This is a genomic window from Plantactinospora sp. WMMC1484, assembly GCF_049315195.1.
Taxonomy (GTDB): domain Bacteria; phylum Actinomycetota; class Actinomycetes; order Mycobacteriales; family Micromonosporaceae; genus Plantactinospora.
The window spans coordinates 7,368,902-7,393,925 of record NZ_CP186055.1 but is presented as its reverse complement, the minus strand read 5'-3'; the positions used below and the strand labels follow the sequence as shown (position 1 = coordinate 7,393,925).

General features: G+C 70.9%; 20 protein-coding genes, 2 tRNA genes and 1 pseudogene. 14 read left to right on the top strand and 9 right to left on the bottom strand.

Annotated elements, in window-relative coordinates; translation table 11 throughout:
- The first annotated feature begins 17 nt into the window (after positions 1-17).
- From cbiQ to ACN28C_RS31760, 3 genes are read left to right on the top strand one after another with little or no spacing between them, the layout of a single operon-like run.
- The gene (gene cbiQ, locus ACN28C_RS31770; RefSeq protein WP_422771166.1) at positions 18-788 is read left to right on the top strand and encodes a cobalt ECF transporter T component CbiQ; all 771 of its coding nucleotides are present in this window, start codon (positions 18-20) and stop codon (positions 786-788) included.
- Complete coding sequence (locus ACN28C_RS31765) at positions 785-1,585, top strand: energy-coupling factor ABC transporter ATP-binding protein (RefSeq protein WP_422771165.1); 801 nt, start codon at positions 785-787, stop codon at positions 1,583-1,585. The genes cbiQ and ACN28C_RS31765 overlap by 4 nt, the downstream gene beginning before the upstream one ends.
- Positions 1,582-1,719 (top strand): hypothetical protein, encoded by a 138-nt coding sequence (locus ACN28C_RS31760; RefSeq protein WP_422771164.1) that lies wholly within the window; start codon positions 1,582-1,584, stop codon positions 1,717-1,719. The genes ACN28C_RS31765 and ACN28C_RS31760 overlap by 4 nt, the downstream gene beginning before the upstream one ends.
- 9 nt (positions 1,720-1,728) lie before the next feature.
- On the opposite strand, the gene ACN28C_RS31755 is transcribed toward ACN28C_RS31760, so the two are convergent.
- Genes ACN28C_RS31755 through ACN28C_RS31745 form a run of 3 tightly spaced genes read right to left on the bottom strand, consistent with a single transcriptional unit; the run spans position 1,729 to position 4,206 of the window.
- Positions 1,729-2,961: a hypothetical protein gene (locus tag ACN28C_RS31755; protein WP_422771163.1), complete on the bottom strand. Its 1,233-nt coding sequence runs from the start codon at positions 2,959-2,961 to the stop codon at positions 1,729-1,731.
- Positions 2,958-3,677 (bottom strand): DsbA family protein, encoded by a 720-nt coding sequence (locus ACN28C_RS31750; protein WP_422771162.1) that lies wholly within the window; start codon positions 3,675-3,677, stop codon positions 2,958-2,960. The genes ACN28C_RS31755 and ACN28C_RS31750 overlap by 4 nt, the downstream gene beginning before the upstream one ends.
- A complete protein-coding gene (locus ACN28C_RS31745; RefSeq protein ID WP_422771161.1) occupies positions 3,670-4,206 on the bottom strand; it encodes a MauE/DoxX family redox-associated membrane protein in 537 nt (178 codons plus the stop codon). The genes ACN28C_RS31750 and ACN28C_RS31745 overlap by 8 nt, the downstream gene beginning before the upstream one ends.
- Positions 4,207-4,626: 420 nt before the next feature.
- Here ACN28C_RS31745 and ACN28C_RS31740 point away from each other — a divergent pair, with 420 nt between their 5' ends.
- The 3 genes from ACN28C_RS31740 to ACN28C_RS31730 all read left to right on the top strand — a co-directional run bounded on the left by ACN28C_RS31740 (position 4,627) and on the right by ACN28C_RS31730 (position 9,550).
- Entirely contained in the window at positions 4,627-6,582 is a 1,956-nt protein-coding gene (locus tag ACN28C_RS31740) for a copper resistance CopC/CopD family protein (RefSeq protein ID WP_422774883.1), read from the top strand.
- Between the two features lie 11 nt (positions 6,583-6,593).
- A complete protein-coding gene (locus ACN28C_RS31735) occupies positions 6,594-7,343 on the top strand; it encodes a YcnI family protein (RefSeq protein WP_422771160.1) in 750 nt (249 codons plus the stop codon).
- A gap of 230 nt (positions 7,344-7,573) precedes the next feature.
- The gene (locus ACN28C_RS31730; protein ID WP_422771159.1) at positions 7,574-9,550 is read left to right on the top strand and encodes a hypothetical protein; all 1,977 of its coding nucleotides are present in this window, start codon (positions 7,574-7,576) and stop codon (positions 9,548-9,550) included.
- Positions 9,551-9,842: 292 nt separating this feature from the next.
- Here the strand turns inward: ACN28C_RS31730 and ACN28C_RS31725 are convergent, their stop codons facing one another.
- Complete coding sequence (locus ACN28C_RS31725; protein ID WP_422771158.1) at positions 9,843-11,138, bottom strand: glycosyltransferase family 87 protein; 1,296 nt, start codon at positions 11,136-11,138, stop codon at positions 9,843-9,845.
- A gap of 68 nt (positions 11,139-11,206) precedes the next feature.
- On the opposite strand from ACN28C_RS31725, the gene orn reads away from it, so the two are divergent.
- Both orn and ACN28C_RS31715 read left to right on the top strand, forming a co-directional pair.
- Positions 11,207-11,803 (top strand): oligoribonuclease, encoded by a 597-nt coding sequence (gene orn / locus ACN28C_RS31720; protein ID WP_422774882.1) that lies wholly within the window; start codon positions 11,207-11,209, stop codon positions 11,801-11,803.
- A gap of 172 nt (positions 11,804-11,975) precedes the next feature.
- Positions 11,976-12,048, top strand: a tRNA-His gene (locus tag ACN28C_RS31715).
- 116 nt (positions 12,049-12,164) lie between these two features.
- Here the strand turns inward: ACN28C_RS31715 and ACN28C_RS31710 are convergent.
- Complete coding sequence (locus ACN28C_RS31710) at positions 12,165-13,466, bottom strand: Ig-like domain-containing protein (RefSeq protein WP_422771157.1); 1,302 nt, start codon at positions 13,464-13,466, stop codon at positions 12,165-12,167.
- Between the two features lie 258 nt (positions 13,467-13,724).
- Positions 13,725-14,963, bottom strand: a complete 1,239-nt coding sequence (locus ACN28C_RS31705; RefSeq protein ID WP_422771156.1) for an Ig-like domain-containing protein — start codon at positions 14,961-14,963, stop codon at positions 13,725-13,727.
- Positions 14,964-15,153: 190 nt separating this feature from the next.
- Between ACN28C_RS31705 and ACN28C_RS31700 the strand changes: the two genes are divergently transcribed.
- Both ACN28C_RS31700 and ACN28C_RS31695 read left to right on the top strand, forming a co-directional pair.
- Positions 15,154-15,229: transfer RNA gene (locus tag ACN28C_RS31700), tRNA-Lys, on the top strand.
- Positions 15,230-15,815: 586 nt separating this feature from the next.
- Positions 15,816-16,481 (top strand): response regulator, encoded by a 666-nt coding sequence (locus ACN28C_RS31695; RefSeq protein WP_422771155.1) that lies wholly within the window; start codon positions 15,816-15,818, stop codon positions 16,479-16,481.
- 141 nt (positions 16,482-16,622) lie between these two features.
- On the opposite strand, the gene ACN28C_RS31690 is transcribed toward ACN28C_RS31695, so the two are convergent.
- The 3 genes from ACN28C_RS31690 to ACN28C_RS31680 form a co-directional block, all read right to left on the bottom strand.
- Entirely contained in the window at positions 16,623-19,157 is a 2,535-nt protein-coding gene (locus ACN28C_RS31690) for an FtsX-like permease family protein (RefSeq protein ID WP_422771154.1), read from the bottom strand.
- The gene (locus tag ACN28C_RS31685) at positions 19,154-19,864 is read right to left on the bottom strand and encodes an ABC transporter ATP-binding protein (protein ID WP_422771153.1); all 711 of its coding nucleotides are present in this window, start codon (positions 19,862-19,864) and stop codon (positions 19,154-19,156) included. Before ACN28C_RS31685 ends, ACN28C_RS31690 begins: the two co-directional genes overlap by 4 nt.
- 781 nt (positions 19,865-20,645) lie before the next feature.
- Positions 20,646-20,813 carry a hypothetical protein gene (locus tag ACN28C_RS31680; protein WP_422771152.1) on the bottom strand — a complete coding sequence of 56 codons (168 nt, stop codon included), beginning with the start codon at positions 20,811-20,813 and terminating at the stop codon, positions 20,646-20,648.
- Positions 20,814-21,247: 434 nt separating this feature from the next.
- On the opposite strand from ACN28C_RS31680, the pseudogene ACN28C_RS31675 reads away from it, so the two are divergent.
- From ACN28C_RS31675 to ACN28C_RS31660, 4 genes and pseudogenes are all read left to right on the top strand, one after another.
- Positions 21,248-21,491: pseudogene (locus ACN28C_RS31675) on the top strand (transposase); the annotation flags it as partial.
- A gap of 269 nt (positions 21,492-21,760) precedes the next feature.
- Positions 21,761-23,539, top strand: coding sequence for a glycosyltransferase (locus ACN28C_RS31670; protein ID WP_422771151.1), 1,779 nt, complete (start codon positions 21,761-21,763; stop codon positions 23,537-23,539).
- Entirely contained in the window at positions 23,536-24,183 is a 648-nt protein-coding gene (locus ACN28C_RS31665; RefSeq protein ID WP_422771150.1) for a DUF998 domain-containing protein, read from the top strand. Before ACN28C_RS31670 ends, ACN28C_RS31665 begins: the two co-directional genes overlap by 4 nt.
- Complete coding sequence (locus tag ACN28C_RS31660) at positions 24,174-24,770, top strand: DedA family protein (RefSeq protein WP_422771149.1); 597 nt, start codon at positions 24,174-24,176, stop codon at positions 24,768-24,770. The genes ACN28C_RS31665 and ACN28C_RS31660 overlap by 10 nt, the downstream gene beginning before the upstream one ends.
- The last annotated feature ends 254 nt before the right edge of the window (positions 24,771-25,024 follow it).

Genomic DNA, 25,024 nt, shown 5'->3' with positions numbered 1-25,024 from the left:
GGTAGCGAGGCTCGCCGATGGGAGCCGGTCACGCCCACGTGCTCTACCGGGACCGGACGTCACCGGTGCACCGGCTGCCGCCCGAGGTCAAGATCGCGGCGATGGTGGTCTTCACCATCGCCGTGGTCGCCACCCCCCGCGAGGCGTTCTGGGCCTTCGGCGGCTATCTCCTGCTCGTGCTGCTGGTGGCGGCGGTCGCTCGGATCGGGCTGCGCTGGCTCGCCAGCCGCTCGCTGATCGAGCTGCCGTTCGTCGTGTTCGCCTTCGCGCTGCCCTTCGTCGGCACCGGCGAGCGGGTGAGCTGGCTGGGGGTGGAACTCTCCGTCGACGGTCTCTACGGTGGCTGGAACATCCTGGCCAAGGGCACACTCGGGGTGCTCGCCTCGCTCCTGCTCGCCGGCACCACCACGATGCGGGACCTGATCCTCGGCCTGGACCGGCTGCACTGCCCGCAGATCCTCACCCAGATCGCCGCCTTCATGCTGCGCTACCTCGACGTCCTGGTCGGCGAGGCGCGGCGGATGCGGGTGGCGCGGATCTCCCGGGGTGACGACCCCCGTTTCGTGTGGCAGTTGCGCGGCTTCGCCGCCGGCATCGGTGCGCTCTTCCTGCGCGCCTTCGAGCGGGGCGAGCGGGTCTACCTGGCAATGGTGTCCCGGGGCTACCAGGGCCGGATGCCGGCGGTCTGGCTGGGCACCGGCGCGGCCACCGCCCGGCACTGGCTGGTGGCGGCGACCGTGCCGCTCGCCGCCACCGGCATCGCCGCCGCCGCGGTCGTGCTGGGATGATCGGGTACGTGCAGAGCCCGTCCGCCGCCGACCCGCCGTCCCTGGACGTACGCGGCGTGCGGTTCAGTTACCCGGACGGGCAGGTCGCGCTGCGCGGCGTCGACCTGACCGTGCCGCGCCGCCAGCGGATCGCCCTGCTCGGCCCGAACGGCGCCGGCAAGACGACCCTGGTGCTGCACCTCAACGGGATCCTCTCCGGCGGTGACGGCACGGTCACCGTCGGCGGGCTGACGGTGGACCGGGACCGGGCCACCCTCGCCGAGATCCGCCGCCGGGTCGGCATCGTCTTCCAGGATCCGGACGACCAGCTCTTCCTGCCCACCGTCGCCGAGGACGTGGCGTTCGGCCCGGCCAACCTGGGCCTGCGCGGCGCCGAACTGGCCGAGCGGGTGACCGAGGCGCTGGACGCGGTCGGGATGGCCGAGCACCGGGACCGGGCACCCCAGCACCTCTCCTTCGGCCAGCGTCGCCGGGTGGCGGTGGCGACCGTGCTGGCGATGCGTCCGGAGATCCTCGTCCTCGACGAGCCCTCCTCCAACCTCGACCCGGCGGCCCGGCGCGAGTTGGCCGGCATCCTGCGCCGGCTGCCGGTGACCCTGCTGATGGTGACCCACGACCTGCCGTACGCGCTGGAACTCTGCGACCGGTCGGTGATTCTCGACACCGGCAGGATCGTCGCCGACGGGGCGACCGCCGAGATTCTCGCCGACACCGAACTGCTCGCCCGGCACCGCCTGGAGCTGCCGTACGGCTTCGACCCGGCGGTGGCCGCCCGGCAGCTCGCCGCCAACGGGTGACCAGACCGGCCACTGATCCACCCCGCCGGGGATGGGCGCTCAGCCAGGCCATCGTGGCGCTGTCCTACTACGTCGACAGCAAGCCGGCGATGGCCGGGACCGCCCGGCACATCCTCGACGCACTTCTCGCGTGACCGGCCGCGCTAACCACCTGACGCCGGTTCGTCGGCACGCCGGAGGGACGAGCCGGCCGCCTGCTCCTCCGTCGTCAGGGTGACCGACCAGCGGCGGGCCGGTGACCGGCCGGCTCCGGCGGCCACGGTGGCTATCCCGGCCGAGCGGCCCGCGGCCCGCAGCCGCAGCGCGCCGGCCGCGGCCAGCCCGCCGCCGACCGCGATGACCACCGCGACCAGGATCCTGGCCGGCGTCGGCGGCCAGGGCAGTGGTAGCACCGAACGGAGGAAGACCGCGGCGTTGGTCACCCCGGTGAAGAGCGCCAGACAGGTGCCGGCGAGGGCCAGCGCGAAGTCGCCGGCCGGTCGACGGGTCAGCGCGTACGCCCCGGCGGCCAGCGAGGCCAGGCCGGTCAGGGTGGGCCAGAGCTCCCCGGTGACCAACCCGAGCAGCATCCCGCCGAGCCCGGCGTCGGCCCCCCGGGCCAGCGCGAAGCCGAGCGCCGCCGCCCCGCCGATGCCGGCGAGCCCGGCCAGCGCGACGGTGGCCCGCCGTCCCGGCCGGGATGCCCGGGGCAGCAACCCGAGCGCGCCGATCGCGAGCGCACCGAGCAGGCTGGCACTCCACCAGGGCAGCGGGTCGGGCGGCGGTAGCCAGTCCAGCGTGCCGCGCAGCTCGATGGGGCGGAGCCCGTCGCGCAGCGGCACGACCCAGTCGCGTACCCGGTGCGACCGGCCGGGGTCGGCGGCGACCCCGGCCGGCGGCGCCTCCTCCAGCCAGCGGGTGCGCTGGTCGTGCCAGCGGACCACCGGCTCGGTGCCGGCCCGCCGCCAGGAGGGGGGCCGGGCCGGGTCGGCCTCGGCAGGCACGGCGGCGTCTCCGGGCAGGGTCCGGTTCAGGTACGTCGCCGGCGAGACCGTGTTCTCGTAGACGCCGTCGGGGCGGATCTCCAGGTACGGCTCTCCGGCGTAGCCGAGCACCTCGATCGTGCGGCCGGACCGGTTCTCGAGTTCGAGTCGGGCGCCACCCTCCACCACCCGTACGCTCAGCCCGGGAACCTCGGGGCTGACGCCGGTGATCGCGGTGCGGTAGTTGGTGCCGTCCGGGGCGTCGGCGGCGTGCCCGGCGGCCGGCGTCGCGGTGCATAGCGCCCCGAGCGCCCCGAGCGCCCCAGCCACCAGGGCCAGCCCGACCCGGCCCGGCCAGCGGGAACGGCCCGGCCATCCGGGCCGGCGCCGGTCACCGGTGGGTGGACGGCTCATCCGCCGGCCGCTGCCACCGCCGCCGTGATCGCCTCGGGGCTCGCCGCCACCCGGTTGCCGGCGACCAGCACGGTCGGCGTGCCGGTGACCCCCGCCCGGGCCGCCTCCTCGGTCACATGCTCGGTCCACTTCTCGAAGGTATTCTCCTCGACGCAGTTGCGGAAACTGTCCCGGCCCAGCCCGACGCTGCCGGCGACCTCGACGAGCTGCTCGTCGCTGAGCCCGGGACCGCCCTCGGGCGGCTGCCGGTCGAAGAGCGCCTCGGCGTACTCCCGAAACTTGCCGCTCTGCGCCGCGCAGCCGGAGGCGGCGGAGGAGCGGGTCGAGTATTCGGTGCTGGAGAAGCGGTCGAGGAACGCTACCGGGTGGTAGGTGACCCGGGCCTTTCCCTCGGCGACGAGCCGGTCGAGCGTCTCGCCGGCCTGCTGCTCGAACTCCCGGCAGATCGGGCAGATGAAGTCCTCGTACACGTCGATGTTGACCGGGCCGGAGCCGACCACGATGCCGGTGCCCTCCGGATTGGCCCCGGCCGGCGGGGTGAAGTCCCCGGCGTCCTGGGCGGTGGAGACGCCCCAGCCGATCAGGCCGGCGATGATCAGCACGATGACCGCGCCCACCGAGGTCCAGAGCGTGCGCTTGCGGCGCCGTTCCCGGGCCATCTGTTCGCGTACGACCCGAGCGGGGCGGCGCTGCCCCTTCCGGTTCCGGTCAGTCATCGTTCTCCTCCTCCGGGGTGTCCCGACCGAGCGCCGCGTCCACCGAGATCGGCGTACGGGGCCAGAGCAGCAGGAACCCGGCGAGCACCAGGAAACCGAGATCGCGCAGGATCTCCGTGCCGTACGTCGGCTGCTGACCGGCGGCGAGGTCGCCACCGCTGCCGAAGCAGCCGCAGTCGATGGAGAGGCCCCGGGCCCAGGCCGAGACGATGCCGGCGATGAAGATCACAAGGAGCGCGGCGGAGATCCCGGCGGCCAGCCGGGTGGCGAGGCCGAGCAGCAGGATCAGCCCGAGCGCCAACTCCACGAAGGGCAGGGCCGCGCCGATCACCACCGCCAGGTCGTACGGGAACAGCTGGTACGCGTTGACCGCCCGGCCGGAGGCGGCGAGGTCACCGACCTTGGAACCGCCTGCGACCAGCCACACCGCGGCGAGGCCGAGCCGGGCCGCCGTGCCGAGCCATGGGCGGAGAGTCAGCCATCGGCTGCCGCCCGGGGCCGGAGTGCTCGCTGTGTTCCGCTCAGTCACAGTCATTTAGTCGTCTTGATCGGTGGGAGGGTTCCGCCCCCGGTGTGGCATCGGTCATCCGGGTCGCCGTTCCGCGGTGAGATCGTGTTCACCCACGGTACGTGGGCAGTGCGGCACCACGCCGGGATTACCCGCATATCCCTCGGGATGCCGTCGCAGGGCCCGGATCACGGACCCAGCGGCGGCGGTGCCGGTGGACAGAGCCGGCGATCCGTCCCGATCCGGCGGGCCCGGGAACTTTTCCGGACCGGGGACCGACTATCTGTCTGTGCGTAGTGGCGGTAGCGGTCTCGACCATCGGCGCGCCGACGATTCCCGGGGCGGTGGGGTGGCCGAGCCAGGCGTGGTGTGGGCGGTCGGGGTGACCGGGGCGGGGCGGGGGTGACCCGAGGTCGCGCACGCACCTGGTCGTCGGCCACGATTACGAGCATGATTCCTGCGAATCGCCGACGGCTGGCCCGGGCCGGTGCCAGCCTCGGCCTGCTGCTGGCCGCCCTCGGCCTGCTGCTCGGCCCGGCCGCCCCGGCCAGTGCGCACGCGGTGCTGGTGAGCAGCAGTCCGGCCGCCGACGTGGTGCTGCCCAACACCCCCGCCGAGGTGGTGCTCACCTTCAGCGAGACCGTCCGCGAGGTACCGGGCAAGATCCGGGTCCTCGGGCCGGACGGTGCCCGGGTGGATCGGGGTGACCCGACGTTCAACGGCGCGGTCATCACCATCCCCGTCGACCCGGACGGGGCGCGGGGCAGCTATCTGGTCAGCTACCGGGTGATCTCGGCGGACAACCATCCCGTCGCCGGCGCGTACACCTATTCGGTCGGCGCCCCGTCCACGCCGCCCACGGACACCGGCACCGACGAGGTGCACCCGGTGGTGGGTACGGCGGTCGAGGTCTTCAAGTACCTCGGCTACGCCGGCCTGCTGCTGCTGGTCGGTCCCGTGATGGTGCTCAGCCTGCTCTGGCCCCGGCGGCTGGACCGGCGCGGCCCGGGCCGGTTGATCTGGACCGGCATCGGGCTGATCGCGCTCTCCACGGTCGGGGGGCTCTGGCTCCAGGTGCCGTACACCACCGGTGCCGGGCCGTTCGCGGTCACCGCCAGCGGGCTGAGTGACGTGCTCGGCAGCACCTTCGGCGCGGCCCATCTGGTTCGGCTCGGCATCCTGGCCGCGGCGGCGATCCTGCTTCGCCCGCTGATCACCGGCCGGGCCGGCCGGGGTGATCACATCCTGCTCACCGTGCTCGGCGTGGCCGGCCTGGGGACCTGGCCGATCGCCGGGCACCCGGCGGCCTCGCCGGTGCCGGCCGTCTCGGTGGTCGTCGACGCCGTCCACCTGGCCGGCATGGCGGTCTGGCTCGGCGGGCTGGTGATGCTCGGTACGTTCCTGCTCCGCCGCGCCAACGACCGGGAACTCGACGCGATCCTGCCGGTCTGGTCGCGCTGGGCGACCGTCGCCGTCTCCGCGCTGCTGCTGGCCGGGATCGTCCAAGCCCTGATCGAGGTCAGTACGCTCGACGCGCTGGTGTCGACCACGTACGGCCGGCTGATCATCGCCAAGGCGGTGCTCTTCGCCGCGGTGGTCGCGGTTGCCGCGTACTCCCGGCAGTTGGTCCGGCGCCGGCTCCTCGCCGAAAGCCCGGAGCTAATGTACGAGCCGGACGAGCCGCACGACCCGGACGAGCCGCACGACCCGGACGAGCCGGGCCTGGCTGACGGCGGTTACCGGCCGGGCGACGACGGCAACGGTGACGGTTACGGTGACGACCGCGACGGGCCGGGCACGGCCGCCGAACCGGACGGGCCCGACGAGGTGGTCGGGCCGGGCGGCGGGGCCGGCCGGCACGGACCGGGCAGGGTGGTGGCGGCCGGCGGCGGCGTGGCCAGCGCCACGGCGGTACTCATCGACGACCCCGCCCCACCGGTCACCTCGGGTCGGCGGCTGCGTCGGGCGGTCTGGGTGGAGCTCGCGATCACCGCCGTCGTGTTGGCGCTCTCCGCCGTCCTGGTGCAGACGACGCCGGCCCGGACCGCCAGCGAGTACGGTGACGGCGGCGGAGCAGGCTACTATTCCACGACCTTGACGAGTGCGCTCTACTCGCTGCAGGTCGAGGTGGACCCGGCGGAGACCGGGATCAACTCGGTCCACCTCTACGCGTACACGCCGGACAACAAGCCCCTGCCGGTGGTTCAGTGGCGGGCCACGGCGGCCCTGCCGGAGCAGGGCGTAGAGCCCATCGAGATCGCCCTGCTGCCGATCGCCGACAACCATGCCATCGGCGAGATCAGCCTGCCGAGGGCGGGCAACTGGGAGCTCAGTTTCACCGTCCGGATATCGGATATCGACCAGGCCACGGTGAGTAGCACCGTGCCCATCACCTAGAGAGGTACGACATGATCCGTCACCGTCGGGCCACGCGCATCGCGGCCCTCGCGCTCGGAGCAGCCGTGATCGGCGTGTTCGGGCTGGCCTCGTCGGCGTCCGCACACGTCACGGTGAACCCGAGAGAGGCGACCCAGGGCGGTTACGGTCGCGTGGCGTTCCGGGCGCCGACCGAGAGCGACACCGCGTCGACCGTGAAGCTGGAGGTGACGTTCCCGGAGGACGCGCCGCTCGCCTCGGTCTCCACGATGCCGATGCCGGGCTGGACGGCGACCGTCGAGAAGCGCACGGTGAATCCGCCGGTGGAGGTACACGGCAGTCAGGTCAGCGAGGTGGTTTCCAAGATCACCTGGACGGCGGCGCCGGACGCCGGCATCAAGCCGGGGGAGTTCCAGGAGTTCCCGGTCTCGATGGGGCCGCTGCCCGAGACCGACCGGCTCGTGTTCCGGGTGCTCCAGCACTACTCGGACGGCAACGTCGCGCGCTGGATCGAGCCCCCGGCCGCCGACGGTAGCGAGCCGGAGAACGACCCCGCGCCGGTGCTGACGCTGGTGCCGGCGGCGTCCGAGGGCGGCGCGCCGGCGACCAGCGGCCCGGACGTCGTCGCGGAGCCCGCCGGCGCGGACGACGACGAGGACGAGGGGGACTCCGCTGCGCTGGGCCTGGCGATCGCGGGCCTGGTCGCCGGTCTCGCCGGTCTGGCGCTGGGCGGGCTGGCGTTCGCCCGTACCCGCCGGCAGGACGCTCCGCCGGCCGTCTGACCCCAGCGGCTCTCCGTCGCCCTGCACTACCGCACGGGACGCCGTTCCCGCACCACCGGGCAGATCCTTCGCCGGCCCGTCGGCACCACTGCCGACGGGCCGGCGGCGTTTTCGGGCAATAATCCGGTGTTTATGTGATTTAGCTCGGTATGGTCTGCGGGTACCGCGGCTCCCGCCGGTAAGGGGACATCGTCGTCGGCGGGTAGGCGACCGGAGAGAAAGAGACGCGTATGCGCTTCGTACGGATGATCGCCGGGATACTCGTGCTCGCGATCGGGCTGCCGGTGCTCCTTGCCGGCGCCGCATTGTGGACGGTGTCGCAGCGGCGTGGCGACGACGGGGCCTTCGGCGGCCGGCTGGACCCGATCGCGACGGATGGACACGCCGCCGTCGTACCGGACCTGGCCGCACTGCTCGGCCGGGACGCGCCCTTCCTGCCAGCCGCCCGGAGCGGGTTGCGGCTCGTCGCCCGTACCGGATCGGAGCCGGTGTTCATCGGGCTCGGGCCCGCCGCCGAGGTGGCCGCCTACCTCGCGGGCACGTCGCATGCCCAGGTCGACCGGGTCAGCGTGACCCGGGGCAGCCTGCCGGTGCGGGTCGGCCCGGCCGAGGTCGCCGAGCCGGCACCCGAGCGGCAGCAGCGGCAGAACGCCGGACGCCCCCAGGAGCGCCCCGGACCCCCCGGTGCTCCCGGACGCCCTGAGCTCCCCGAACCCATCGGGCTTCCGGGGCTTCCCGGCGAGCAGGATCTCTGGCTCAGCAGCGGTGTCGGTGCGCTGGACCTGACCGCCGACGACCTGCGAGGGCGCCGGCTCAGCCTGGTCGTCATGCGTCCGGACGGGAGGGCCGGGGTCGCCGCCGACCTGCGGGCCGAGGTTCGCGTCGGTTGGCTCGATCCGGTCGTCTGGACCCTGCTCGCCACCGGAGGACTGCTGGTGCTGCTCGGCATTGTGTTGCTGGCCAGGCCGGTGCGCCCCCGCGAGGTGGTCTTCGTCGTGGAACCCGGCCAGGTGCCGGCGCTCGCGGCCCGGCTCGGCGTCGCCGCCCTGGACGAGATCGGCGACTCCACGGACCCGGCCCGACGGCCGGTGCGGGACCGGGACGGCACCGTGCAGGGCCACGAGGGCACTGACCAGGAGCAGCCCGACATCGCTATCCCGCCCGTGCGGGAGGCGGCAGTCCGGAAGCGGGACGAGGTGACCACGGCTACGAGATCTCCCGCCGTACTCCGGGTGACGCCGCTGGTCCGGCCGGCAACGCTCGCGGACGTCCTGGCGCCGTCGGTTGCCGGTGGACGGGCGGCGTCCCGCCCCAAGCCGCCGGTACGCCCGATCTGGCCGCCGCTGAACCCGCCGAACGGATTGTCGACCGGTACCACCACGCCCGCGCGGCACGCGGCGACGCCCGGACCGGCGCCGGTGGCCGCTGCCTCCTCAGGTCCAGGCGCTGCTCCAGCTCCACCGCAAATCTCCGGCGCGGCGCCAGGGCTTGCTGTGTCGCCGGTCTCCGGCGCGGCGCCGAGTCATGCTGCGCCGCCGGTCTCCGGCGCGGCGCCGGGGCTTGCTGCGCCGCCAGCTTCCGGCGCGGTGCCGAGTCATGCCGCGACGCCGGATCATGCCCCGTATGGTGCCGGTCGGGCCCCCGCCCCGGCGCCCGCGCCCGCCCCGGCGCCGGAACCACCGCCCACGCCGGTGCCGGCACCCGCACCGACGCCACCGTTGCCGGCGCCGGCTCCGCCGATGCCCGGGCCACCCCGACCGGCGCCCGTCCCGGCAGCCGGCAGGACCGACGATTCGACGAGTACGCCGCCGCCCATGCAGCGGCCGGAGTCCTCACCCATCCCGCAGCCGGCGGCACCGGTCAGCCAGACGCCCGTCGCATCGACCGCCCCGCCGCCGGCCGAGCCCGAGAGCGGGTGGCCGATCCGGCAGATCGCACTGCGCCCGGCCATCCCCGGATCGGCGCCGCGTGGCGCCGCAGTCCCACTTCCGACCCGCGCCGCCCTGCCCCACCCGCAGGCGCACGGGCCCGCGTACGAGGTGCCTGCCATGGAGTGTCCGGATGCGGTGGCCGTGCACCCGGACCCGGCGCCGATGCGGCCGGAGGCCGCGCCGGCGCACTCGGAGAGCCTGCCGAACCAGCCGGCACCAGGGTGGCCGGAGGCCGCCGAGCAAATCGCCGGAGGGCGAGCCGGTACGGCGACCTGACGACACCCGACGACCGCTGGCGGCTGCCTCTGCTTCTGAGCGCCTCGCTGCCTCTGCTCCTGGCCGCCTCGCGGTGTGCGCCTTGGCACCCTGCCGGCACGGACCGACGCCCTCTGGCCGGCCGCGAAGCCTTCATCAGGGGGGACGGGTGGCAAGTGGCCCCCCGCGCTGCCGACACGGGGGGCCACCTTCACCGGGGGATCGGTGTACCGAAGGGACGTTTTAGGTGTTGTCCCTAGATTAGCCGCATGCTGGGCTAGTAGATAGATCTGTCCATTTGGCGCAACTTCTGCTACTGCCGGATGCTTGGTTCATGTTTTGCGGCCTCGCTGGCCGCAGGCACGCCCGATGACGCGTGTCGAATCGGTAGGACGACCAGCAGGAGCAGCGCGACGAGCACGTAGAGGTTGCGCAGCAGGAACTCGCCGGGCGTGTCCGTCCGATCGAAGGCGCGTCCCCAGTCGTAGTAGGAGACCACTCCGTACACGATCACGGCGGTGACCAGGGCGGCCAGGAAGAGCAGTGCGACGCTGCGGCGGCGCCCGGCCGCGCCGGAGACCGGATCGGGGGACCGGAGCCCGGCGTCGACCAGCACCACCACGGCGGGGATGAACCAGTACGCGTGGTGGGTCCAGGTGATCGGGCTCACCAGCACGGCGACCAGCCCGGTCAGGGTGAGACCGGCGACCTCGTCACCGGCCCGGGCCGCGCGGGCCGCCCGCCACAGGCCGTAGGCGGCGACGGCGACCGCCAGCGCCAGCCAGAGTGCCTGGTTCGGCCGCTCCGGGGTGGTGAAGCGGTTGAGCAGCCCGAACAGCGACTGGTTTCCGGTGTAGTCGGGCCGGCCGACCCGGTCGGTGAGCCAGAGCTCGTGGGTCCAGAACCGCCAGGAGTCGCCGGGGGCGATCGCCGCCGCCAGCAGAGTCGCACCGGCGGCGGTCACGCTGGAGACCAGCGCCGCCCGCCACCGCCGGGTGACGAGCAGATAGACGATGAAAATGCCCGGATAGAGCTTGAGCGCCGTCGCCAGCCCGATCCCGACGCCCGCCCAACGCGAGTTCCGAGGTACGGCGAAGAGCAGGTCGGCCAGGACCAGCACCACGAGCAGCATGTTGATCTGGCCGAAGCCGATGGTCTCCCGGGTGCTCTCCACGGCGAAGACGAGCGGGACGGCGAGTCCGGCCGCGAACCATCGGGACACCCCGTGCCGGTCGGCGACCGACGAGACGAGCCACCAGGTGGTGACCAGGAGGGCCAGGATGGTCAGCGCGGTGAAGAGGAAAATCGTCACGTTGATGTGCAACGCGGCGAAGGGGCGCAGCAGCAGGGCGGTGAAGGGGGGATAGGTGAAGTACAGCTCGCCCTGCAGGAGGTCGGCCTGCACGTAGTCGTAGAGCGGGTTTCCCTCCGCCCACCACCGCATCGCGCTCATATAGATCTTGAGGTCGTAGAAGTGGTGTGGGGTGCCGGCCAGATAGAGCAGCGGCACCGCCGCGGCGACCAGCACCACGACGATGAGCTGGCGGGCGGTGCGGCCGCCGGGATCGTCCTGGTTACTGGCGGGGGGCGCGGGGGGATCGGCTGGCACGAAAGAACCCTAGCGGGCCGATCTGTCCGCAGCGTTGAGGCGCGGGTTCCGGGGCTGCGCGTAGTCTGATCGTCGTGGCTGATCTTCTCGTCTGGGTCGACTGTGAGATGACCGGGCTCGACCTCGGCAAGGATGCCTTGATCGAGGTCGCCGCGCTGGTCACCGACCGTGATCTCAACGTGCTCGGCGAGGGCGTGGACGTGGTGATCCACGCCGACGAGCAGGCGCTGGCCGGGATGCCGGAGATCGTCCGGGCGATGCACGAGCGGTCGGGGCTGACCGAGGAGGTACGCCGGTCGGTCGTGAGCCTGCGCGAGGCGGAGGACCTGGTGCTGGACTACGTCACCGCGTTCGTCAAGGACCCGCGGACGGCGCCGCTCTGCGGCAACTCCATAGCCACCGACCGGGGATTCCTGGCCCGGGACATGCCCCGACTCGACACCCACCTGCACTACCGCATGATCGACGTATCGTCGATCAAGGAGCTCTGCCGCCGCTGGTACCCCCGGGTCTACTTCGGGCAGCCCGCGAAAGGGCTGGCCCACCGGGCCCTGGCCGACGTCCGGGAGAGCATCCGCGAGCTGGAGTACTACCGGCGGACGGTCTTCGTGCCGCTGCCCGGCCCGGACGTCGACACCGCCAAGGCGATCGCCGCCGAACTCTGAACCTTGGCTGTGCCCTGTTCTGCCCGGCCCGGCTGTGCCCTGTTCTGCCCGGCCGGCCCGGGGGGCGTAACCCGGTCGACGGCGCAGGACGGGATATGGCTATCATTGGTCGTCGCCCCGCCGGGTCTGCCGACCCGGTGATGGCGGACGCTCATATCTTCAACTGAACATGGTGGCTGTAGCTCAGTTGGCAGAGCACCGGGTTGTGGTCCCGGGTGTCGTGGGTTCAAATCCCATCAGTCACCCTGCCGGCGGATCTGGTCCGCAGTCCGCACAGATCGAGGCCCCCTCCGTTGGGAGGGGGCCTCGATCGTCGCTGGTGGGCTCGTCGTCGGGCCGGTCAGACCGTCGTCGTGCCCGGTCAGCCGGTGACGGCCGGCTCGGTGCTCGGCGTTGCCGTCGTCTCCCCGACCGGGATCGCGCTGCCGTCGACGTAGTCGTCCCAACTCATGTTCCAGTCGGTCCAGCCGTTGCCGTTCTGGAGCTTCCGCTCGGTGCCCTTTACCACGATCGGGTCGCCGACCCGGGTCTGCCCGAAGAGCCATTTCGCGTTCGCCGTGGACATGTTGACGCAGCCGTGCGACACGTTCGTACGCCCCTGCGAGGCGACCGACCACGGTGCGGCGTGGATGAACTCGCCACCCCAGGTGAGCCGCTGGGCGTACTCGATGTCGGTGACGTAGCGGTTCTCCGGGTTCGGATCGTCCCGCGTGTCGAAGACGGTCTCCTTGAGCTTCTCGATGACCACCATGGTGCCGCTGGAGGACGGGGTGCTCTTCTTGCCCAGGCTCACCGGGATGGTCTTGATGACCTTGCCGTCCTTGGTAACCGTCATCTTCTTGGTCTTGTTGTCGACGGTCATGATCACCGCCGGCCCGGTCTTGATGTCGACGGTGAGGTCGGCCCGGCCGTACCAGCCGTCGCCCATCGGCAGCCCGCCGGCCTGGATCTTGTAGAAGATCTTGCTGTTCGCCTTCCAGTAGGTCTTCGGGCGGAAGCGCACCTCGGTCGGGCTGACCCAGTGCCAGATCCCCTCCTGGGCCGGGGTGGCCTTGACGGTCATCCGGCGCTGCACGTCGTCCCGGTAGTCCTCCGGAATGGCCCGGCCGAACTTGACGATCAACGGCATGCCGACCCCGACCGTCTGGCCGTCACCGAGGAAGCTCGTCACCCGAACCTGGTTCTTCGGCTCGGCCATGGTGGTGAAGGTGTTGGTCACCGTCGCCGGCTTGCCGTCGTCGCCGGTCGCGGTCACGGTCGCGGTGTACGTCGTACCGTATTCGAGCGCTTTCTCCGGCAGCCACGTCCCGGCCGGAGTGAGGGCGCCCTTGACGGCCTCACCGGCCGCGTTCTTGAGCTCGACGGTGGTCTCGACGGCGTCCTTGCTGCTGAAGGTGATCTCCGCGGCGGCGGGAACGTCCTTGGCGTCCGCAGCCGGCGCGGTGATCTCGGCGGAGGCCTTCGGCTTCTCCTCGGCCTCGCTGCCACCCTGGAAGGACGGACCGCCACCCTTGTCGCCGTCACCCGTGCAGGCGGTCGCGGTGACCGCAAGAGCGGCGGCGAGCAGGACCGAGGCGAGCATCTGGAGCGGCGCAGGTCGGCGCCGCGTCGCGAAACCCCGGCCGGAGGTACGACGGATCAACTGATCTCGGCCTGCTTGCATGATCCCCTCACAGTGCTGGTTTTCCCACAGCTCTACCCACCCGTCCCCGAAGCCATCCTCTTTCACAGACGCTGGTGAGCACGTTTTCGTTTCCCGCCGTGCGGTAGAACACCATCGGGCAGAGGCGGTTGGTCCGTTGGCGCCGCGAATGTCGATGGCGCTTCCCGATCCCGTCCCGTCAGGTGCCGAGGCCGGTTCGTCCCGTCCGGTGCGTTCGTCCCGTCAGGTGCGTTCGTCCCGTCCGGTGCGTTCGTCCCGTCATGTGCCGAGGTCGGCGGGGACCGGCAGGGCACTGCCCTTGACATACTCCTTCCAGGGCAGGTTCCAGGCCGTCCAGCCGTTGCCGGCGGCCAGCTTGCGCTCGGTGCCGCTCACCGTCACCGGGTCACCGGTCTTGGTCTTCTCGAAGAGCCAGCGGGCGTGCGCGGTGGAGACGTTGACGCAGCCGTGCGAAACATTACGCCGTCCCTGGTCGCCCACCGACCATGGTGCGGCGTGGATGTACTCCCCGCCCCAGGTCAGGCGCTGGGCAAAGTCGATATCGGTTACGTAACGGTTCGCCGGGTCCGGGTCGTCGCGGGTGTCGAAGACCGTGGACTCCTTCTTCTCCATCACCACCATCGTGCCGCTGGAGGAGGGGGTGCTCTTCTTGCCGAGGCTCACCGGGATGGTCCGGACCAGCTTGCCGTCCTCGAGGACCGTCATCTTCTTGGTCTTGTTGTCGACCTTCATCTCGAACCGGCTGCCGATCTTGGCGGTCGCACTGCGGTCGACGTTGCCGTACCGGCCGTTGCTCAGCGGGATCCCCTCCAGGCCGATCCGTACGGAGAGCTTTGTGCCCGGCCGCCAGTACTCCGGGGCGCGGTAGTAGGCCTGGGTGCCGTTGGAGACCCAGTGCCAGGCTCCCGGCTGCGGCGGGTCAGACTCGACGAACATCCGCTGTTGCACCTTTGCCCGGTCCTTCTTGAGGATGCCTGGGGAGAACTCCACCACCACCGGCATGGCCACGCCGTAGGTCTTGTCGTCGAAGAGGTAGAGGCCGGAGCCGATCACCGACTTCGGCTTGGCCATGGTGCTGAACGATGTCGTCCTGGTCTCGGTCTGCCCGGACGGAGAGGTCGCGGTGACCTGAGCGGTGTAGGTCTTGGCATACTTCAGCGGCGCCGCCGGCACCCAGGAGGAACCGTCCGGCCGCATGGCGCCCTTGACCGCACCGCCGCCGGCGAGGGTCAGGGTGACGTCGTCGATCCTGCCGCCCTTGATCCGGGTACCGATCTCGACGCTGACCGGCTGCTTCTTGGCGCCGTCGGACGGGGTGACCGTGAGGTCGATCGGCTCGGCCGGCGGTGCCGGCGTCGTGCTCGGGTCGGCCGCCGCCCCGTTGCCCCCCTCGAACTGCGGTTTCTCCTCCGCCCCGCCGCCACAGGCCGCTACCCCGAACGGCGTTGCCACCGCCAGAGCGACGATCATCGCCCAGTTGCGTGTGCTCCTGCCCATCCCCACCTCGGTCCACTCGAATCCCGGGAGACATCGTGCCCTATCGCGGCCACGGTTTTGACCCCGGATGCCGAAACTTATGGGTAGATTGTCCGGATCGCCTCGCTCGGTGGTGGTCACGGTGGCCAGGAGGGGAACTGGTTGGAGCCCTTCCGTGGGCGCGTGTTAGGGTTTCTCCCGTTGTCAGCGAGCGCCGCTAGCTCAACTGGCAGAGCAGCGGACTCTTAATCCGCGGGTTCGGGGTTCGAGTCCCTGGCGGCGCACCAAATAGGGCCCTGACCAGCAGCAAGCTGGCCAGGGCTTCGACATTTATCTATGTAATTTCAATCTCTTCCCCGACCCCCTGGTGCCGCCCTCAGGTGATCAGGTTCGACGGGCCCGGGTGACGGCGGTGCTGGTCGTCATCCTGCCCGGATCCATGTGGCCCGGGTTCTGGCCGGGGTGGCGGGGCTCGGGGTCGCCTGACTGCGGCCTCCCGCCGAGCTGTTCGAGGATGTGAGGGCTGTCCGGGGCGAGGGCGGGCCCGACGATGCCGCGAGCTGGCATTTCATGCCCCGGTCGAGATATCGGCCGGGCTCTTTGCTGTTTATTTCGATCTTGTCGAGCGCGAGGTAGCAGAGGGCTAAGCGTGCACGGCCGCGGCCAGCCGACGAAGCCGCGCCCTCGACCAACCGGCCTGAACGCCGTTTTAACAGTCGTCTCAGGATCGCTCGGTATGAAGTAGGCATCGCCGGGCGATACGGGTCTCGGCCTCGTCGGCATGGCCGAACGCGCGCGCTTCACGGCGGCACGGTCAGTGCCGGCCCCGGCCGGAGGCACGACGGATCAACTGATCCTGAAAGGCAGCCATTCATGATCTCTGTACTCGTGGCGGACGCCCAGCCGCTGCAGCGCTTCGGCTTTCGCATGCTGCTGGAGAACACCCCCGACACCAAGATCGTCGGCGAGGCTGAGAACGGCGCCGAGGCCGTTCGTCGGATCACGGAGCTGCGTCCCGACGTGGTGCTGATGGACATCCGTATGCCGGGCGTCGACGGGATCGAGGCAACCCGGCGCATCGTCGCTGCCGGTGGGCGTTCGCGGGTCCTGGTGCTGACGACGTTCGACTCGGACCGCTACGCGTTCGCCGCACTGCGGGCCGGGGCGAGCGGTTTCCTGCTCAAGGACATCCGCCCGGAGGAACTGCTCGCCGGCATCCGGGCCGTCGCCGCCGGGGACTCGGTGATCGCGCCGGCGCTGACGCGGCGGCTGCTCGACGCGCTCGCCGACCAGCTCGACGATGACCTCTGCGGGTCCGTGCGGGAGGATCCCCGGCTGGACTTCCTGACCGACCGCGAGCGCGAGGTCCTCGTCGCCATCGGCCACGGCCTCACCAACGGCGAGATCGCGCAACGGTTCACGCTGTCGGAGTCGACGGTGAAGACCCACGTCGGGCGGGTCCTCGCCAAGATTGGCGCACGGGACCGGATCCAGGCCGTCATCCTCGCCTACAATCTGAGACTAACCCGGCCGGTTTAGCACTTCATCTCGCGCGTCCCACGAGGGCACGACCGTAGTTCCCAGCCGCTTCATCAGCCACAGGGCGGGCGCGTACTCCGCCGGGAGGTCCCTGCACTCGGGCCGGTCGTGGCCGCTCGGTCCAGGCGCAGGACCTGTGCTTCAGCGGTCCCGGCCCGCCAGCTCGAGCACGGGCACCCGGGAGACCCGGAACGCGGGCCATGCCGCGGCGACGACACCGGCCGCGACCGCAACGACGAGCGTCACTGCGAGGCGAGACCACGGTACGACGACGGATGGGATCTCCGCGCCACCGGTGACGTCGATCAGCGCCCAGCCGAAGCCGACTGCGACGGCGATACCGATCGATGCTGCCACGAACGACAGGAGTGCCACCTCGAGTCGCACGATTCGACGCAACTCTCGGCGAGTCGCGCCGACCGCTCGCAGCAGCCCGAACTCTCCAGAACGTTCATTGATTGCGAGCGCCGTGGTGTTGGCGACTCCGAGGAGCGCGATGAAGCTCGCGAGGAGGAGCATCCCGTCGATGAAGTTCCGGAACGCGGCGATCTCGCTCCCGCTGTTGGCAACGTGTTCTGCCCGGGTCTCGAAGAATGATCCGGGCGTGGCTCGGACCAGCGCCCTCACGTCTTCCTCGGCGTCCGCGACCACTCCGTCGGCAAGGTCGACGAACAACAGAGCGTCGAGCAGGCGACCGACCGATGCGTCGAGTGTCGCACGGTCGAAGAAGTACAAAGGGGCTTCGAAACCGCCGGTGCTCCTCGCGACCACGGCAACGATCGGCGCCTCGAGTGTCGAGCGTTCGAACGCGATCGCGAGGGTGCCGCCGAGCAGTGTCGGGTCGTCGCCGACCACGGCCACGCCCCCCTCGCTCAGGTCGGCGAGGTCGCCGGCGATCGGGTCGAGGTCGAACATGGTGGGCAGTGCCGTCGGGTCGATGCCGCCGATCGCCTCGGCTTTCCCTGCCACGATCCCTTCGGCGATCGACAGCGCAGCGACTGCGTCGACGTCGGGCAGCGCTGCGATCCGGCCGGCCAGGGTGGGGTCGATCGTCGGGAAGTCGGCGGTCGCCGACGTGACCACCAGGTCTGCCTGCAGTCCGTCACGAACGTCCGTCTCGACCGCGCTCGTCAGTGAACTCGCGAAGATGGCGAACATTGTGACCATCGCGGTGCCGAGCATGAGCGCGAGCGCCGTCGACGCCGATCGACGGGGGCTCGCAGCCAGATTGCCTGCTGCGATCGAGCCACACACACCGGCGGCGCGGCGGGCCACCCGAGCGCTCCCACGCGCTGCGGCGGTCACAATCGCCGGGCCGCACAGCACGAGTGCCGGGACGATGGCGGCGACGAACATGACCCACGTCGCGCTCGAGAGCACCACAGCCACAGCTCCTCCAGCGATCGCCGCCGCGGCGAGCACGAGCCCGCTCGCAGTTCGCGCCGGGCTGACGACCCGGGGTTCCGCCGCGCTCTCGCGCAGCGCCTCGATGGGCGGTGTCGCCGCCGCGCGGCGAGCCGGGATCCATGCCGACAGGATCGTTGCGCCGATACCGACGGTCGCGGCGACCGCGATCGAGGTCGTGGTCACGATCGACGGCCCGGTGAGCAACGTGACCCCGGCGAGTCCGACGAGCCAGCGCAGCGCGCCCACTCCCGCGACCCCGGACACGAGGCCGGCGAGCGTGGCGATCGTCCCGACGAGCGCTGCCTCGATCACCACTCCGCCGAGCAGTTGACGTCGTTCCGCACCGATCGCACGCAGCAGCCCCGACTCCCGCCTGCGGCGGGCGACGGTGAGCGCGAACGTGTTGAAGATGATCGTCACAGCGATCAACACCGCGACCACGGCGAATGCCAGGAGGAACACGGTCAGGAACTGCAGGGGTGAGGTCGCGGCGTCCTGCATCGTCCGGATGTGGTCGGGCCCGTCGATGACCTCGGCATCGGTCAGCGCCGACAATCGGTCGAGTACCTCGGCGCGGTCAGCGCCCTCCGCGACGTTGACGAGCACCTCCGTCGGCGCCGCAGTGTCGAGCCAGGCGGACACCGCTCCATCGGGCAACAACACCGTTCGCTGCAGTGGTGCCGCGTCCGCCGACGCGAACGTCGCGACACCGGTGATCGTCGCGTCGTGTATCCCCGTCGTGGTCAGGACCTGTACGACGTCACCCGGAGCCAAGCCTGCGTCACCGGCGATCGATCGATCGATCACGACCTCTCCGACCTCGATCGGTGGTCGTCCGCTCGTGAGCCGGAACGGATTGAGCGCCGGGTCGGCGACCCAGTTGCGACCGACGTCGCTCGCCGTGCCGGTTCCGACCGACGATCCGTCGACGACCAGCTTCGCGAAGCCGACCCATTGGGAGGCGGCCCCGTCGACGCCATCGACCGTAGTCACGCGCTCGGTGATGTCGGGATCCAGCGATCGCCGAACCGACCTTTCCGGATCTCCCGGCCCTCCGCCGGGCTCGCCGAGGACGACGCCCTGCACCACGGCGTCCGTCCCGGCCAACGCTTCGGCGATGTCACCGGCCGCTCGGCCACGCATCGAGTCGGACAGCACCAGCGTCGCGACGAGGAACGCCACCGACAGCGTGATCGCCGTGCCCGTTAGCACGAACCGACCTCGACTCGCGAGCACGCTTCGAGCCGCACTCCGCATCATCTGGCTCATCGCTCCAGGCCCTTCATCAAGTCGATCACCGAATCGGCCGATGGGTGATCCATCACGTCGTGCACTCGGCCGTCGACGACGAACACGACGTGGTCCGCCCAGGCAGCGGCGTTGGGATCGTGCGTGACCATCACGATCGACTGGTGATGCAGATCGACTGCTGATCTCAGGAATCCGAGGATCTCCTGTCCGGAGCGGGTGTCGAGGTTGCCGGTGGGCTCGTCGGCAAAAACCACCTGCGGCTGGGCGACCAGCGCCCGGGCGACGGCGACTCGCTGTTGCTGGCCACCCGAGAGCTCAGTCGGCCGATGATGCATGCGATCACCGAGGCGCAGCAGCGACACGACCTGATCGAGCACTGCGAGACTCGGCCGGCGCCCCGACAACGTCAACGGCAGGCAGATGTTGTCCTTGGCCGTGAGCGTCGCCACGAGATTGAACGCCTGGAACACGAACCCGATCCGTTCTCGGCGCAGCCTGGTCAACTCGCGGTCGTCGAGGGTCGACAGATCGGTGTTGCCGACGAGTGCGCGGCCCGACGTCAGCTGGTCCAGCCCGGCGGCGCAGTGCATCATCGTCGACTTTCCCGAACCCGACGGGCCCATCACCGCCGTGAACTTCCCCGCCGGAAACGCGATAGTGACGTCGTCGAGCGCGACGACGGCCGACTGGCCGGAGCCGTATCGCTTGACGGCGCCGACGAGCATGGCCGCAGCGTTATCAGCGGTGGCTGACAGCGCGCTCCCGGACTGCCGATCGACGACCGTGGAATCTGGACCTGAGGACACGAGACCTCCGATGAGTGGTTGATCAGGGTTCCGTAAGGGATCTGGAGTTGTAGCTCTAGCTGAGGACCGGAGACCGGGATCCACCTAGCCGGCCTGGGGTTGCCCCGAAGCTTTCTTCCGGCCAGGTACGCCCTCGATACCGAGAGTCGGTCGGTGAGTCTCAGCGCGCAGCGCCCATCGATGTGGCCATGGGCAAGCTGCCTCGGCCGGCTGCCCGGCGGTGGAGGGCGAAAACCGGTTGGGCGCGCCAACAGTGAGTTCACGCCCGCGCTACCGTGACTGACTCCTGCTGTCCGCCACACGCCCCAGGACGGGCTCCTTCACCGCGAGCAGCTGCCCTACGGGCAACCACCGGCTGCTTCACAAGGTGCTTCAGGGCAGCCGAACCGCTTCGTGAAGTGGCCCGCCGGTGGACCGTTGAAACAGCTCTCGAACCTCACAGGGTGCTCCATGAAACCGGTGGTGCTTCACCGCTTTGCCGGCGCCACCCACGAGCCGCCCGCCAACCACGGCACCCACCGGCCGGCCAACCGACCGGCCGGCGCTTTCCCGGACGGCGCTGCGTTGACCGCCATCACCAGCCTCCTACGCACGGGTTACATCGCCTATCTGATGCCAAATTCATACCGAGCGAACCTGAGACGACCGTTAATACGGCGCTCAGGACGGTTGTGGAAGTCGGTGATCCAGGTGGCGATCTTCAGGCGTGCTTCGGTGCGGTGCGGAAGTGGCGGCGGCGTCCGTACTCGACCTTGATGGTGGAAAAGCTGACCTCGGCGACGGCGACGGCGACGGCGACGGCGACGGCGACGGCGACGGCGTCGTCGAAGTACGACCGACGCGGCCCATCGACTGGTATACCTTCCATCGGGCGCAGGCCCGGGCGGAGTCGTGCGGCACGGAATGCTCGGCCCTCTGGGAAGCGATGAAGGGGGCCACGCTCACCGGCCCGTTGCTTCCCTGACCCGCAGGACCACGGATCGCTCGAGGACATCACGCTCCATCGCCAGCTCCGCCTCTCCCGCCGTAGCCGGGCCAGCTCCGCCTGCTCGTCCTCGGCCCAACTGCCCGGCAGCGGCCTCACCGCGAATTGACGTCCCTTTTCGCCCCCAGTTTGCTGGGGTTCCGCTATCGACACCCAGGTCGCGGGCGACCTGAGCGATCGATTTACCCGTCTTCCGCACGATACGTGCCGCGCCCTGCCCGGAACGCCGGATCGAACTGGCTTCTCGCCTCAGCCGTGAACCTCTGTCCATCAAGATCACCTCAAGCTCCGACCTCCACGCTACGAGGGGAAGGGCATTCCGGCTGTTCAAACAGACCTGGGATGGACCGGCCGAAAAGCCGCACCACCGAAGCCGCCACCGGTGGACCTGGCTGATCATCACCGGCTACACCCAGCTACGCCTCGCGCGACCCCTCGTCGCGGACCTGCGTCGGCCATGAGCGGCCGGCGGCACCCGAGCGACGCCCACCCGCCCGGGTCCGTCGCGGGTTTCGGAACCTGCGTCCGACCACCGCCCCGCCAGCCAGCGCACCGAAACCCGGCAGTTGCCCGTCGTAGGAGCGCGATGCCCGTATTAACGGTCGTCTCAGATTCGCTCGCTATGAATTCGGCACCAGATAAGCGATGTAACCCGTGCGTAGGAGGCTGGTGATGGCGGTCAACGCAGCGCCGTCCGGGGAAGCGCCGGCCGGTCGGTTGGCAGGCCGGTGGGTGCCGTGGTTGGTGATCGGACCCGCTACCACGCAGCTACATCGGTCGGCCCCGCGGAGGGACGACCGGTGCGGAACCTTCGGCCGAAGCTTCTCGGCATGGATCTGACACAGGCCGTGCTCGAGCACCCCTACCTGGTGCTCGGTCCCTTCGTGCTCATCGAGGGGCCGGCGGCGACGATCACCGCGGGCACCCTGGTCGGCGCCGGCGCTGCGGCGTTCTGGCCGATCTGGGTGATCGTCGTGCTGGCCGAGGTGGTGGGCGACAGCCTGCTCTACCTCGTCGGCCGGTCGGCCCGGCGGCCCTGGGTGGCGTCCCTGCTGAGCAGGCTCAAGGCGACGGCGCTGATCGACCGGCTGGCCGGGATGTCGCTGCCTCGACTGGTGATCACCGCCAAGCTCGTCGACGTCTTCGCCCTCCCGGCGTTCGTGTCGGCGGGGCTCGCCGGGCTCCCGTACCGGAGATTCGCCGCCTGGGTGGGTGCCACCGCCGCCGTACGCGGCCTGGTGCTGATCGGTCTCGGCGCTCTGCTCGGCAGCCAGCTGTCCGGCCTGCTCGCACTGCCCGGCGGCATCTTCCTGCTCACCGCGGCCGTCGCCGTGCCGGTCGCGATCTTCCACCTCGTCATGAAGCGATACCACCAACGAAAAGCGATACCACCTACGAAAGGTAGTCGTCCCATGCGCATCCTCATCGGTGCCGACACCTACGCCCCGCACGTCAACGGGGCGTCCTACTTCGCCCAGCGCCTGGCCGTGGCGCTGACCGCCCGGCACGAGGTGCACGTGGTCGCGCCGTCGACGGACACCCGCACCCATCCCGGCACCTCCAGCGACGGCGTCGTCGAGCACCGCGTGCGTTCCTTGCCGGTGCCGGGCCACTCAGGCTTCCGGTTCTGCCCGCCACTGGGGCTGCGCGCGGCAGCCCGCCGGATCCTCGACGAGGTCGAGCCCGACGTGGTGCACGTGCAGAGCCACTTCCCGCTGTGCCGGGCGCTGGTCGACGCGGCGCACGAGCGCGGCCTGTTCGTCGTCGCCACCAACCACTTCATGCCCGAGAACCTGATCCACTACCTGCCCATCGGCAACGCCGGCCGGACGAGGGCGCACGAGTGGGCATGGCGCGACGCCGCCCGGGTGTTCGCCAAGGCAGACATCGTCACGGCCCCGACCCCGTACGCCGCCACGCTCGCCGTCGTCTCCGGTGTGTCCGGGCCGGTGCTGCCCATCTCGTGCGGCATCGACCTCGCCCGCTTCCGCGAGCAGGCGCCCGCAGCCGAGTTCCGATGGGCCTACAGCCTCGCGCACAAGCCCACCATCACGTACGTGGGCCGGCTCGACGCCGAAAAGAACGTCGATGTCGTGATGCGGGCGTTCGCGCTGGTGCGGCGCTCCCTCGACGCCCAGTTGCTCCTGGTTGGGATCGGGGCCGAGGACCGGACGCTGCGGTCGCTCGCCGGGGAACTGGGCGTCGCCGAGCATGTCACGTTCACCGGCTTCATCCCCGACGAGGACCTTCCCTCCGCATACGCGGCGTCGGCGGTCTTCGTCAACGCGGGCACCGCCGAGCTGCAGAGCCTGGTCACGCTCGAGGCGATGGCCAGCGGAAGGCCCGTGATCGGCGCCGACGCCGCAGCCCTGCCCCACCTCGTACGGGACGAGGAGACCGGCTACCTGTTCCCGCCCGGCGACGTTGTCGCGCTCGCCGAGCGACTGCTCACCGTGCTCTGCGACCCGAAGCACGCGGATGAACTGGGGCACCGGGCTCGTGCCGTGGCCGAGCAGCACGACCAGACCCGCACGGTGTCCGAGTTCGAGCAGCTCTACCGGATCCGTCCGGCCCGTGAGGCGCCCGCGCCCGCCGAGGTCGCCGCATGACAACGACGATCGTCCGGTCGGGCACCTCCCACTGGTATCGCAACGCCCAGCTGAGCCTGGGCCTGGGCACGGCGGCCGGGGCGGGCCTGCTGCTGGTCGGCGACGTCGACCCGGTGGACCAGATGGTAAGCCAATCGATTCGGACCGTGCCGGGCGCCGTCCTGCTGGCCCTGGCGGCGTCCGGGCTCGCGGCAGCCGGCGGATGGCTCCTGGCCGGCGCCCGGCGCGTGCTGTCACCGGCCTGGCCCCTCACCGTGCTGTTGTCGACGTGGTGCGTGTCCCTGGTCGCAGTGGTGGTGTTTCCCACGAACCTGCCGGGGACCGAACCGGGCGTCGCCGCCGTGGTGCATCGCTTCGGCGCGGCGCTGATGGCGGCGCTGCCACCGCTCTTCGCCCTTCTCATCGCCAAGCGTGCGGGGCGCGGGGCCGACCCGGCCCGGGTCCGCTGGCTGCACGCGGCCGGGTGGTCCGCGTTCGTCGCGTGCGTCGCGTTCGCGGCGGTGAACGGGCCGGCGGTGCTGCTCGGCCAAAGCTTCCTCCCGTTCGCGGGCCTGGTCGAACGGGTTCTGCTGGCGCTCGTGCTCGTCGTAGTCGGGCTCTGCGCCTGGGTGCTCGAAGGGGAGGAGCGGTCCCGATGGACCTGATGGTCATGATCGAGAACGCGATGACCTCTCCGGTCATCTATCTGGCGATTCTCGCGCTGGCGATCCTCGACGCGTTCCTGCCGTTCCTGCCGTCGGAGTCGGTCGTCATCGCGGCGGCGGTCTTCGCCGTGTCGGGCATCCCGTCGCTTCCGCTGATCATCGTGTTCGCCGCGCTGGGCGCCTTCGTCGGTGATCACATCGGCTACCTCATCGGGCGCTTGTTGCGCGAGGGCCGTCCGGGCGGCCGCCTGATCCGCGCCGCCGACAGGATCGCCCCGCACCTGCACCGCCGGGGCGGCGCCCTGATCATCGCGGGCCGGTTCGTCCCCGGTGGCCGCACCGCGATCGTGACTGCCAGCGGTGCCACCGGCTACCCGCTTGCCCGCTTCACCCTGTTCACCGCCATCGCCGCCGTCACCTGGGCCGGCTATTCCGGCCTGATCGGCTACCTCGGCGGCGCCGCCTTCGAATCCAACCCGACGCTGGGCCTGGCGGTCGGACTCGGTCTCGCCCTGTCCATCACCGCGCTCGGCGAACTGGTCCGCTACGTGTTGCGCCGCCGCCGAGCGGCGACCGCGGCCGGATGACGTCGTCGGCATCGAGTACGGCAGGCAACGTTCGTACCCGAGTCGTGCGCCTGCGTGCGGGCGGACTCAGCTGCGGATCTTCTGGCCGGCCATCCGGCGGTTCAGCACGACCGGCAAGGAGAAGCCGGGGCTGTTGGGGGGGTCTGCGCCAGCATCTCCCGGAGCTCGGCGGCGGCCAGCCGATGACATCTTCGGTTCTGGCGGCCACGTTCGCGGTCCTCGTCTCGTTGCCGCTGTGGCGGGCCCTTGGCCAG